We start from the raw sequence: 13,208 nt of genomic DNA, 5'->3' as shown, positions 1-13,208 counted from the left end.
TAGCTTAAATTCACATTTACCACAATTATTCCCTATTTTCATATAATTCATGTATTTATCAAGCAATTTTCAAAAGTTTTGTTTTACTTCAATAAAATCTTGTTATTACAAAAAAGCGAAGTTAACTCAAATCAAAAATATACCTATGATCTTTTTGTTACATAGTATATTAAAATTTGAAATTTAACTTCGCAGTTATGGTCATATTTATTTAAAGCAGAAAGTTATGTGGAGATACAAAACTTAAGTTAATTATATCTTTGCTTTATATGATTGAATGGTTTCTAAAAACATTGGACAGTAATGTTTTAATTTGTAACTACCTACGCCATCAATTAAAATCATATCTTGTTTTGATTCTGGCTTTCTTTTAGCAAATTCTTCTAGTGTAAAATCAGAGAATATACTTACTGGTGGAATGCTCAAGTCCTCACTTAGCTGTTTGCGTACAGCTATAAGTTCATCAAATAATGCACGATCCACACCTTCTACGGTATTGATATTAACTTTTTCTGTAGTTTTGCGTTTAAATGGTGTCGTAAATATAGCGACCTGATCACTCAATAAACTTTTCACGGAGTTATCACAAGTTAATATTTCATCATACTCATTTAAAAAGCCTTTAAATCTCAATTCATCAATAAGATGGCTTAAATCTGATGTAGTATAGTTTTTCATAATACCATGTGTTGACAATTCATTATAATCACAGTAGCGAATATAATCAGATTCTTCGCCTCTTAATACTTGTATAATGACGCTATAGCTTTCTTTTTGTTTCATACGTGCGATACAACTCACTATCATTTTTGCTTCATTAGTCATATCATACGTTTTATTTTCTCTTACACAATTACTACACTGTTCACATTCTTCAAGCTTTTCATTCGGCTCAAAATAATGTACGAGCGTTGCTTCTAAACACTTTTTAGTTTTTGTATAAAGTATCATCTTATTTAATTTTTCGCCCATCTTATCTTTATAATCATCATCTGCTTTCGACGAAGATATAAAATACTGATGTAAGCCGATATCACGTTCACTAAATAATAAAATACAATCACTATTTAAACCATCACGACCTGCGCGACCCGCTTCTTGATAGTACGATTCTAAATCGCCAGGCATATTATAATGAATAACAAATCTCACATTGGACTTATCGATACCCATACCAAAAGCATTCGTAGCTACAACTACGCGTACTCGATCGTAAACAAAATCATTTTGGGCAGCTTCACGCTCTTTGTTCGATAGTCCACCATGATAGGTTGTACTCTTAATATCATTAATCGCTAATGCTTCTTGTAATTCTTCAACTTGTTTTCGTGTTGAACAATAAATAATGCCGGATTCTTTTTGATATTTTTTAACATATTCCAACACAAATTTTTGTCGTTGATATGTAGGATTGACCTGAAAGATTAGATTTCGACGTTTTGTACTTGTTTTAATCTCGTCGTTTTTATTAATGTTCAAGCGATCCATAATGTCTTTTTGAACTTCAATTGTGGCCGTTGCAGTGAGCGCCACAATTGTAAAATCTTGTGGTAATGCAAATACCTTATGAATCACATCTCGATAACTCGGTCTAAAATCGTGGCCCCATTTAGAAATACAGTGTGCTTCATCAAAAGCAACTAGCGGTATATTTAATTGTTGCACCATTTGAACAAAATAAGCATTATCGAAACGTTCAGGTGCCACATATAGAAATTGAATTTCACCTTTTCTAAGTTGTGCCTCTATTTCTTTTTGTTGTTTCTGAGTTAAACTACTGTTTAAGTACGCCGCGCGTATACCCATGGCCTTTAATTGATCAACTTGGTCTTTCATTAGCGAAATTAATGGACTGATAACAATCGTCGTACCGCCCAACATTAATCCCGGCACTTGATAACAAATTGATTTTCCCCCGCCAGTAGGTAATACACCTAGCGCATTTTGATGATTCATTACTTTTGTTATAATTTCTTTTTGACCTGGACGAAATGTATCGTAGCCAAAATAATGCGATAATGTTGATTCCATGTTTAACAATCCCTCATTGTTCTTTTAGTTCTTCTAGTTCGCTCCATCTTGCCATATCATCTTCGTACGTCTGATTAAGACGTCGTTGTTCTTCATTTAATTCTTTGATTTTAGCATAATCTGAACTTGCCGCAACCATTTCTTCATCGATGGTTTCTAATCTTTGCTCAGTAGTTTCAATACGTTCAATAATCGTTTCATATTCTTGCTTTTCTTTAAAAGAGAGCCCTTTTTTCTTGTTCGCATTTTGTTTTACATGCGCTTGTTGTTTCTGTTGCTTTTGTTGTGCTTGAGCTTTATCTTGTTCTTTTTTATATGCTTCATAATCTTCAAATGTTCCTATGATACGTTCCATTTTTCCATCGTGAATATACCAATATTCTTGGGCTACTTTATTTAAGAAGTATCTATCATGACTTACTGTAATTACCGCACCACCAAATGTCTCAATATAATCTTCAAGTATTGTTAGCGTTTCAGTATCTAAGTCGTTTGTTGGCTCATCTAATAATAAGACATTCGGCTGATGGACCAATAATCTCAACAGATATAATCTTTTTTGTTCGCCACCTGATAATTTATATATTTTTTTACCATGTGTGGAACTTGGAAATAAGAAGCGTTCAAGTAGTTGTGTAATTGAAACTGACGTACCATCTTTTTCTTTTGCTACTTCACTTTCTTCTCTTAAATAATCAATCATTCTGACATCACGATCTAATCGCTCTTCACTTTGTTTAAAGTAAGCAACTTTTACAGTCTGCCCTATTTTCAGATTACCTTCGAAAGCTTGATCTTCTCCACTCAATATATTTAACAATGTTGTTTTACCAAGCACCATTAGGACCAACAATACCAATTTGCTGACCACTTTGAATAATTTGAGTGATATCTTCGAACAGCGTTTTCCCATTTATGCGTTTAGTTAAAGCATCGAATTCAAAAACTTGTTTACCCAATCTTGAATAAGCAAGATTTAAAGATGCTTTATCTTGTTGATGTTGATTTTTGACATCTTGTTCTAAATCGCTAAATCTATTTTTACGCGCTTGTTGTTTTGTAGTTCGTGCTTTTACACCCGCACGCATCCAAGCAAGTTCTTTTTTATATAATGACTGTTGCTTCGATTGTTGTTTTTGTTCGATGATTTCATTTTCCGCACGTTGTGCAATATAAGCTTCATAATTACCAGAATAAGTGCGTAATTTTCCACGATCTAATTCGATAATTCGTGAGGATACTTCATTTAAGAAATAGCGATCATGCGTTACAAATAATACAGTGTGTGGATATTGTTTCACATAATTGATTAACCAATTGATAGATTCAAAATCTAAGTGGTTGGTAGGCTCATCTAGAAGTAATAAGTCAGGTTGTTCAATAAGTGTCTTCGCAAGACCCACTCTTTTTTGTTGACCGCCTGAAAGTTCACTTACTTCTTTTGTTGTATCATGAATACCTAATTTAGAAAGTATCGTCTTGATTTCTGCACTATAGTCCCATGCTTGATTCGCATCCATCGCATCTTGTGCTTGCATCATTTTTTGTAAATCTGACTCACTCTGGGTCGTACTATATTGATTCAGTGCAGACTCATATGCACGTATAACTTGAAGTGTTTTAGTTTCTGAGGTCAATACTGCTTCAAAAACAGACATGTTTCGATCAAAATCTTGTTTTTGAGAAGAATAACGGACGCGATATGCATTGGGATGCGATATTTCCGCATCGTAATCTTCGTCTAGTCCTGCCATTACTTTTAACAAAGTACTCTTGCCAGTCCCATTTATACCAACGAGTCCTATTTTTTCTCCTTCAGAAATAGAGAGATGTAAATCATCGAAAATAGTCTTATCGGCATATGACTTATTTAAATGTTCAATTTTGTATGCTTCCATCATTCTACATCCTTTTTAATATCGAAATTTTTAAATATCGAAAATAGTAATTATATCTGTTAAACTTAATTTCAGTTCTATATATTATACACCTTTTTGAACTCAAATGATACAAAGGAGCAAAGCTTATGTCGGAATTTTTCCAAAACTTACCTCCTTACATCCAAGCATTAATAGCTGGTCTTATCACATGGCTACTTACTGCATTAGGAGCAAGCATCGGTATTTATTTTCAAAAGAGTTAACGATAAGTTATTAAACTCAATGCAAGGTTTTGTTGCGGGTATTATGATCGCCGCAAGTTTTTGGTCATTATTACAGCCAGCCATTGCTTATGGTGAAGGCACAGCATTCCCATGGTTGCCAGCTGCTATTGGTTTTTTATTGGGTGGATTATTTATTCGGGGATTAGATTTAGTTATTCCTCATATACATCCAAATACCAAAGACACCAAACAATTTCATGAAGGTGTGGGTACTAAAAAACTCAACAAAAATACATTACTTGTATTGGCAATTACGTTACACAATATTCCCGAAGGCCTTTCTATAGGTGTAGCTTTTGGTGGTATTGTTTCTGGTAATGGTCAAGCAACATTTTTAGGCGCTGTTGGATTAGCCATCGGTATCGGAATACAAAATATTCCTGAAGGTGCGGCGCTATCAATGCCAATACGCGCTGCAGGTGCATCAAGATGGAAAGCTTTTAATTATGGACAAGCATCAGCCATCGTCGAGCCTATATTTGCTGTAGTCGGCGCTGCTGCCGTGATAATGATCACTCCTATGTTGCCATATGCTTTAGCATTTGCTGCAGGTGCGATGATATTCGTTGTGGTTGAAGAACTTATACCAGATTCTCAGGCAAGTAACAATACAGACCTTGCAACGTTAAGTCTAATGTTAGGATTCACAATCATGATGATACTTGATGTCGCACTTGGATAAGGACTTAAATTTAGTATTAAAAATGGTTTAGACATAAACCAAATAAGTAAACAATAGCTATGGACGTTTGAAAAAGCCTCATAGCTATTTTTATGTCTTTATTTTATATACATATATACGCGAATTCATCTAAAGTGAATTTTAAAAAAGAGCCAACACACCTAGATTAGGTATGTTGGCTCTGTAATTTATCTATTCTTTTTGCTCTTTTGATTTTGGACCAGGCTTATATTCGTACTCAGAAGGTTTCACTTTTTCGAAATCTGGGTTGTCATAGAATCTCAATAAGTCACCATTAATCAAATCATCACTCATTTGTAGATCTTTTTCAGCCTGTTGTTTACGTTTCTCGAAATCTTCAGGTTTTTTTGTTACTGGTTCATTGTTTTTATTATTATAAATTCTACCATTAACATATTTATAATCTTTCGTTATAAAGTCACCATTTCTGAATGGTACTGTGTCGTTATGATCTTTCGATAACATGTCTGTCCCCATCATTAGGTAATTCTTAGTATCAATACCCATTAAATGAAGCAGTGTAGGCATAACGTCTGCTTGACCAGCGTAAGTTTCATCTACTGTGCCTTCTTTGCCTGGTATTTTCAACCAGAAACCAGTACGGTTTAAGTCAGTAAATTTAGCTGGTGTAATTTCTTCACCTAATAATTTTTCCATAGCTTTATTATGGTTTTCAGAAATACCATAGTGGTCACCGTAAATCATTATAACAGAATCATCATAAATACCTTTTTTCTTCAATTCATTAACAAATTCTTCTAGTGATTCATCTAAATATCTAGCTGTTTGAACATAGCCATCTACCGTTGAATCCCCAGTATTTGGTGATTCTATTGTTGCATCCTCTGGTGATACAGTGAATGGATAATGGTTTGTTAATGTAATTAAATGACTGTAGAATGGTTCTTTTTCTTTAGCTAAGTAATCTGCTGATTCTTCAAAGAATTCTTTATCTTTAAGACCTAGATTCTCAAGATTTTCTTCAGACATATCATAATATGTCGCATCATAGAATTTATCTATACCAAAGTGTCTATAAACTTGATCACGGTTCCAGAATGTTTTGTAATCACCATGCATTACATTAGATGTATAACCTTGTTTTTGATCAAGAATTGCCGGCAATGATTGGTAAGTGTTATCACCTTTCAATGAAAAGGCTGAACCTTGTGGTAAACCGAATAAACTATTATCCATTGTAAACTCTGAGTCTGATGTTTTACCTTGACCCGTTTGATGGAAGAAGTTTGGATAATATCTATAACCTGCATTCCCTGATGATAATTTATTTAAGAATGGTGTTACTTCTTCGCCATTTACTTTTTTATCAATTAAGAAAGTTTGGAAACTTTCTAAGTGTATTTTAATAACATTTTTCTTTTTACCTGCACCAAAATACTCTTGATTTGGTTCAACTCGTTTTTGCTTCGAATAATTTAACACTTTAGTTAAATCATCTTCATTTGCTAAAGCTTTTTGCTGATTGTTTTGAATTGTTTTCACACCATCATAGACAGTGAAATTATATGGTCCTAAATATTTAACTAAATATTTGTGATCAAATGTACGTGTTAATAATTCAGGACGATCTGATTCTGCAAAAGCTAGATTCAGGAAGAATAACGCAATTGCAGCTGCCATAACTACTGGCACAAACTTTTTACTGAATACACGTTTATCTAACCATTTTTGTTTAAATATCAAGATAAAAAGGTAAATGATTGTATCAATAAAGTATACAAAGTCATACCATTTGAATGAAGCTGTCACTGCGCCGCCCATTGATTCAACATTTCCAACTTGGTTCAATGTACTAAACGTTATGAAATCAGAGAAGAACCTGAAGTAAACAACGTTCGCGTATAGTAGGAAAGTTAAAATAAAGCCACCAATAAAGATAAACCAGAATGCTTTCTTTCCTTTAAAGAATAAGAAAATACTTAATACTAAAGCGATTAAACTGTATGGATTCATTAATAGGATTAGGTTTTGTACTAACCCTTTAACACCTAAAGAAAAATCAACATAATATGAAAAATACGTTTTAAATGCGACAGTGAGCACGGTCAGAATAAAAAACGCAAAAAGAGTTAATTTCTTTTTGTGTAGACTCATGTTTGTTTCCCCCGATATAGATTAATATAGGTTGGAAAATAATCCATACCTAGTAAAAAAATGGCAAAGTTACTGTGATCATATGTTGTTAGCGATATTAGTATCCCTAACTATACAAAGGTCGTTATTGGCAAAAGTTATCTTCTTTAGGTTATGTTCTTTAAAATCCTAAACAGCTGTGTATGTAATTTAAATTTCTATACACTAGAATTTTATTAGCTTGTTCAATTGTGAACTAAAGTTATAGTTTTAAAATTTTAAGTTTTATATTCTAATTAGAAACTTTTCATTTGTCTATATAGTGTAAATTGCGTAAACGTTTTCGTTTATCGATTAACGTCATCTTCACAATTTTTATCGTTTTGTAATGTTTCCGTAACAAAACGCATATAGTTCAATGTATAAATATAAAGCAATTCTGGTCAAATTTCAAGTAAAAACACACTTTCAAACGTAATTTAACGTTTTGCTCTTGTTTTGTTAAAGGCTTGTTAATGGGCTGTGAATATATCATTAAGAAATAATATGCTTTTTAATTATACGCTGTTTGTTTTTTATATTAATCAGACTAGAGTCGTATATGAAATGAATTTTTATTTTAATATTTTATGAAATAATAATACCGTTCTATAAAACATGTTACAAAAATTTTAAAAGTTATACCTCTATACGCACTATTAAAAAAAGCCGTAACCCTCACACAATTATCTTGAGGCGTTACAGCTTATCAGTAACCATTATATTATCCTTCAATTAGTAATATACATAGACCTTCTATTTTTTATTTCAACATCTCTAACTGCATTCTATATTCAATACCATGAAACAATTGGTTTAACCAATTTGTATATTTAATTAAATTCTTTTCTGCAGTTTCAATATCTATAAACTGGAATTTTAATTTTGTACCTTGATGCTTTTGCCCTAGCTTAGTTAAATGATAACTCGCAATTGTCCCAATTTGTGGGTAACTACCTATTGTGTAGTGGTCATTGAGTAAAATAATCGGTGTGCCATCTCTTTTAACTTGTATCGTGCCTATTTGTACAGATTGATGCGCCGGCATATCTTCATAAAAAGCCTTCACGGGTTGTCCTTCTACATACATCCCGACTCTATTCGCTTTACTCGTGACTTTATATTCCCCAAGCGTAAAGTGACTTAATGCTTCTTGTTCAAAGTCTTCTGTCCCTTTATTTTTAATGACATGAAAAACATCTGACATATAATTAAAGGAAAGTGCGTAACCATCAATGCCCCAGTCTGTTTGATGTTTTTCTTCTAGATTTTCAAACAATTTAAGGTGGCGTTCAGTGTAGTCACGTTTCATATTAATTTCGTCACCTTTTTGCAATTTACGTCCATGAAAACCGCCAATTTTCACTTTAAAGTCAGTTGAGGTTGAACCTAACCACTCATCTAATTCCAAACCACCACCGATTGCTAAATATACTCTAGATGTGCGATTTGTCTCTGTAAATACAAGTACGTCACCTTTTTCCATTAAGTACAACTTATTTGGTAATACTTTCATATGTTCTGTTTTAGCTTTAAAACTACCACCACTTAATGCAATCAATGTTGATTCAGTAAAGCGAATGCTCGACATTCTATTTGTCATCTCTAACGTAGCTTCACGTTTATCATTTGCAACGAGTCTGTTCGCTATTTCATGGGATAACGGATCTAGTGCGCCGCCAGGAATAACGCCGTTGTGCTCATAGCCTTTACGCCCAAAATCTTGGAAACTTGAGAATAATCCTTCACCTTCTATTATGATTGACATGGTTCAAAGCCTCCTAAATCCAGCGTTTCTTCTGTTATTGCGTTAAATGTAACGTTATCGCCTAATTTTAGCTTAGTAAAATCAGTTTCTTCTGGGTCAAATAAGCGAATGGGTGTGTAGCCAATGACTAACCAATCGCCATAGGTATCTATTGTAGTAATACCTGTCTTTTTCCCTTCTATAACGACAGAGCCTGCTGGAATAAACGTTTTTTTGCCACCTGTGTGATTAACAAACAGGCGCTTATCCATTCCGGTAAGATAAGGAAATCCAGGTGTAAAACCCATCATTGAGACAAAATACGTATGTTTAGTATGCAGCTTCACAAATTTTTCAAAATCTAATTTGTAATGCGTTAATAAAGCCGCTAAATCAGGACCAAATTCTCCCCCATAAATAACTGGAATTTCCATTGGCTCAATCTCTTGCGCTTCGTGTTTAATCTCTAATTGCACGGTTTGCATTAATGCATTCATATATAAAAATGGTGATTTAATATTGTAGTGTTTAATCATATCTCGCGCATCATAACAAATCATCATATCTGATTCAGTAGGTACAATTTCGGTTATAAAAGGATAGTCTTTTTCTAATAAATACGTTTTTAATGCTAATAAATCTTCTGTTAAATCCTTAGAGACTTCTTTTTCAATAGAAACTACAATTGCTTGGTCTCCCTGGCTATATATTTTCATAGGCTCACCTCTTATATTCTTACTAACGATAAAACACATTTAATCCTTGTACCAAATAACCCACAAGTGCTTTCACTAGAAAATAGACTACTACAAATTGAATCATGCAAGAGATTGTAATTACGAATCTTGCAATATAAATCTGTTGTTTTTTCAGCAAACGGTTTACATACCATTTTGAAAGCAAGGTTATTAAAATCATTGTCAGTATCCAAACCAATATCATCGTTATGCCTCACTCGCTGTTTATAATTTATTACGTAATTATTTAAGTGCACCCTTGTCTATAGTCTATTAGGATTACTTGTGTATCACTGGATTTAATACTATGATACGCCTTATCACGCGTATGCAAATCAAAGGCTAATTTGTCACAACTCTCATATTTTCACGTTGCCGTTTTCTATAATGGTCACCATCTCTGAATTCATGGCAAACCCAATGTTTATACTTTCTATATTCTATAGATAAATTTCAACCTCGGCAACCTCTCGCAAACTATTTATAAGAAAAACCTGTATCTGATTTTTCAATATTTTATCTTTAAAATCGTTTATATTGTAATTTTTTTGCGATAATTTCTCATCATCTATAAGTGATTGTCTCATACAGCCACGTAAGAAATCTTCATTATATAGAGGTGTATAATAGCATCCACCTTCTTTTATCATGAGATTTCCAATATCGAATTCTAATAATTTCCCATTAGAATCATATAACAGCACTAGGTCAGTCTGATGATTATGTGATAAATGTTTTCTAACGGTTGTTTTATTTATTAATTCGGGTTTATTTACATTATCTGCTAAAGGTACTAATTTTGCGGTAAATTTATTTTTATCAGATAATGTCGCAACAACATAATCTAGTGAACCATCTTGGTCTAATAATATTTTTATACGATACACACCTGTAGGATAGTCATTCATTAACATTTCGATTAACTGATTCCATTTCGCTTCATCCAAGTCAAATTTAAGTTGCTCAGCAGACTGTTTTATTCGTTTTTTGTGATAAGGCAAGCGCGGAAACTTACCTTCTTCCAAACGCATTGTTTCAAATAACTGCATTATAATCTCTCCAGTATTTTTGTTTTATCCTTAAATTCTTGTACTTCATCTTCAGGATTAGAGTCTATGGTAATACCTGCGCCTACACCATATATAGCTTGGTCATCTATATATTGAATCGTTCGAATAGGCACATTGAAAATAGACTTTCCGTCTGGCAACAGCAAGGCAACTGTACCACAATAACCATTTCTCGGAGTTTGCTCTAACTTTTTAATATATTTCATGGTATTGATTTTTGGTGCTCCTGTAATAGAACCGCACGGAAATAATGCTTTTAAAATGTGTATGAGTTTAGTCTCTTGAGGTAAAGTCCCTGTGACCATCGACGTCATTTGAAATACAGTGCTGTAGCGTTCTATATGAAATGGTTTATAGACTTTTACAGTTCCTGTCTCTGCGATACGACTAATATCATTTCGTAACAAGTCCACGATCATGACATTTTCCGCTTTATCTTTAGCTGAATACATTAACGTATGTAAATTTTGCTGGTCTTGCGTTTCAGAATGCCCTCTAGCTATAGTGCCTTTCATGGGTTTACTTAATAATACATCTTTCCGATTTTCAAACGGTCCACGTTGAAAAAATAATTCTGGTGAAAGTGAAGCTAACTGTACTTCATCTGTATCTATTAAAGCAGAATAAAAGCCATGATTTTGACGCTGTAACACTTCATATAATGTAGCAATCGGATAATGTATATCATCAGTCAAACGTGTCGTATAATTCACTTGATATGTATTACCTTCAATGATTGCAGATTGAACTGCTTTAATATGGGTGATTAATTGTGATTTATTTAATTGAAATTTAAAATCACATTTTGGTATGTATCGTTCTTTTTTGTCAGTTAATGTTATATCTTCCTTTTTGTCGAAAACATAAGCAGCTGCAAAAACATATTCATCCTTTATTTGTACTGTAGCCATCTGTTCATTGAAAAAAGGCGCCGCTTCATAGGGTAAATACAATGCTACATAACCACCTTGGCATTGATGCATTTCTGCAAATTGTATAACACTTCCTACTTCGTCTAAGTGATATGCGATTAATTTATCTTTACACTGCGTAAATTGGTATTCGTGGGTTTCATATTCTGATTCGTCTAATAAATAGCGATAATTAAATTGTATTTGCATGAGCACCCTCCACGATTTCTATAAATAATTTTATTTGTTCAATGCCACATTCACTCAGGATAGATTCAGGATGGTACTGTACACCATAAACAGGTAATGTTTGGTGTGCACATGCCATAATGATACCTTCTTGATTCGTTGCTGTGATTTTTAATGTTTTTGGAAATGTCTCAGTATCAGCAATCAAAGAATGATATCGCATAACATAAAATGTATCGGCTAAACCTTTAAAAATACCACTATTATCATGTTGAATTTGAGTTGTGTGACCATGAATCGGTTTATAACCTTTTATAATATCTCCACCAAAATAAGTCACTAATTGTTGAAATCCTAGACATACACCTAGAATTGGAATTTGTTCTAAAAAAACTTTTATAACCTCATTTAATATAGGATAATCATCAGGTGATCCTGGTCCTGGAGAAATAACGATAGCATCAGGAGAAATTTGCGTAATCTTCTCCATAGAAACTTCTTCAACATCTACCACATTAACTGATCCACTGAAACTTTGCTTAATATAGTCTACAATATTGTATGTAAATGAATCTTTATTATCAATGATTAGTATCATTTCATCACCTCTTTATGTATCTTTCACTATCTATTATACTCATTATCCCAAATCTCAACTTGATTTTACAGTTTAAATGTATTATTCTTATCACCGTATAAATGAATATAAAGAGGTTCCTAGCTGACACCCTCTATAAAAAACTAGACACGTAAACAACGTCTATCTTTTTTATAAGGATAGGCGTTTTTTTATGGTGTCATAGCGAAATTGAGTAAAAGCTAGTATGACATTATTAAGGAGTGCAAGATATATGACGCAACAATCTTTAAACAGTAATAAAGCCATCGTCGTTTTCAGTGGAGGACAAGATAGCACAACTTGCCTATTTTGGGCAAAGCAACATTATGACGATGTCGAATTAGTAACATTTGAATATGGTCAAAGACACGATACAGAAATTAAAGTAGCTAAGCAAATTGCTGAAGCACAAAATGTAAAACATCACATATTAGATATGTCTTTACTTTCTCAACTTACACCAAACGCATTAACACAGCATGATATGGATATTGAAGTTGGCGAAGACGGCGTGCCAAATACGTTTGTACCGGCCAGAAATCTTTTATTCTTATCATTTGCGGGTGCGCTCGCATATCAAACAAATGCGAAACATATTATTACTGGCGTTTGTGAAACTGATTTCTCTGGATACCCTGACTGTAGAGATAGTTTTATTAAATCAATGAATGTTACTTTATCGCTATCTATGGATAAAGATTTCGTTATACACACACCATTAATGTGGTTAGATAAAAAAGAAACTTGGGCACTAAGTGATGAACTTGGCGTACTAGACTATATTAGATACAATACGCTCACTTGCTACAATGGCATTGTTGGTGAAGGTTGTGGAGAATGTCCTGCTTGTGAATTAAGAGCACGAGGTTTAGACGCTTATCTAAAAGAAAAAGGAGCTGAATAA

The 13,208-nt window shown here is 33.2% G+C and carries 9 protein-coding genes and 2 pseudogenes; 2 read left to right on the top strand and 9 right to left on the bottom strand.

Annotated elements, in window-relative coordinates:
• Positions 1-252 precede the first annotated feature (252 nt).
• Together recQ and ABLV95_RS01385 are read right to left on the bottom strand one after the other, a co-directional pair.
• Entirely contained in the window at positions 253-2,031 is a 1,779-nt protein-coding gene (recQ, locus tag ABLV95_RS01390; RefSeq protein ID WP_069833311.1) for a DNA helicase RecQ, read from the bottom strand.
• Positions 2,032-2,044: 13 nt separating this feature from the next.
• Positions 2,045-3,929: pseudogene (locus ABLV95_RS01385) on the bottom strand (ABC-F family ATP-binding cassette domain-containing protein).
• 128 nt (positions 3,930-4,057) lie between these two features.
• Between ABLV95_RS01385 and ABLV95_RS01380 the strand changes: the two are divergent.
• Positions 4,058-4,877: pseudogene (locus tag ABLV95_RS01380) on the top strand (ZIP family metal transporter).
• A gap of 192 nt (positions 4,878-5,069) precedes the next feature.
• On the opposite strand, the gene ltaS reads toward ABLV95_RS01380, so the two are convergent.
• The 7 genes from ltaS to ABLV95_RS01345 all read right to left on the bottom strand — a co-directional run bounded on the left by ltaS (position 5,070) and on the right by ABLV95_RS01345 (position 12,283).
• Positions 5,070-7,013, bottom strand: coding sequence for a polyglycerol-phosphate lipoteichoic acid synthase LtaS (gene ltaS, locus ABLV95_RS01375; RefSeq protein ID WP_069833308.1), 1,944 nt, complete (start codon positions 7,011-7,013; stop codon positions 5,070-5,072).
• Positions 7,014-7,794: 781 nt separating this feature from the next.
• Positions 7,795-8,799, bottom strand: coding sequence for a 5-oxoprolinase subunit C family protein (locus ABLV95_RS01370; protein WP_069815316.1), 1,005 nt, complete (start codon positions 8,797-8,799; stop codon positions 7,795-7,797).
• The gene (gene pxpB / locus ABLV95_RS01365) at positions 8,787-9,494 is read right to left on the bottom strand and encodes a 5-oxoprolinase subunit PxpB (protein ID WP_069815315.1); all 708 of its coding nucleotides are present in this window, start codon (positions 9,492-9,494) and stop codon (positions 8,787-8,789) included. The genes ABLV95_RS01370 and pxpB overlap by 13 nt, the downstream gene beginning before the upstream one ends.
• 22 nt (positions 9,495-9,516) lie before the next feature.
• Positions 9,517-9,720, bottom strand: coding sequence for a hypothetical protein (locus tag ABLV95_RS01360; RefSeq protein ID WP_069815314.1), 204 nt, complete (start codon positions 9,718-9,720; stop codon positions 9,517-9,519).
• A gap of 235 nt (positions 9,721-9,955) precedes the next feature.
• Positions 9,956-10,564 (bottom strand): aminotransferase class IV, encoded by a 609-nt coding sequence (locus ABLV95_RS01355; RefSeq protein ID WP_460876192.1) that lies wholly within the window; start codon positions 10,562-10,564, stop codon positions 9,956-9,958.
• Positions 10,564-11,706 carry a chorismate-binding protein gene (locus ABLV95_RS01350; protein WP_069833306.1) on the bottom strand — a complete coding sequence of 381 codons (1,143 nt, stop codon included), beginning with the start codon at positions 11,704-11,706 and terminating at the stop codon, positions 10,564-10,566. Before ABLV95_RS01350 ends, ABLV95_RS01355 begins: the two co-directional genes overlap by 1 nt.
• Positions 11,690-12,283: an anthranilate synthase component II gene (locus ABLV95_RS01345; RefSeq protein ID WP_069833305.1), complete on the bottom strand. Its 594-nt coding sequence runs from the start codon at positions 12,281-12,283 to the stop codon at positions 11,690-11,692. The genes ABLV95_RS01350 and ABLV95_RS01345 overlap by 17 nt, the downstream gene beginning before the upstream one ends.
• Positions 12,284-12,536: 253 nt before the next feature.
• Here ABLV95_RS01345 and queC point away from each other — a divergent pair, with 253 nt between their 5' ends.
• On the top strand, positions 12,537-13,208 hold the full coding sequence (queC, locus tag ABLV95_RS01340; RefSeq protein WP_069833304.1) for a 7-cyano-7-deazaguanine synthase QueC: 672 nt from the start codon (positions 12,537-12,539) through the stop codon (positions 13,206-13,208).

The organism is Staphylococcus sp. Mo2-1 (genome assembly GCF_046721385.1).
GTDB classification, from domain to species: Bacteria; Bacillota; Bacilli; order Staphylococcales; family Staphylococcaceae; genus Staphylococcus; species Staphylococcus equorum_A.
Note: the sequence above shows the minus strand (reverse complement) of the source record. Positions and strands in the feature narration are given on the sequence as shown.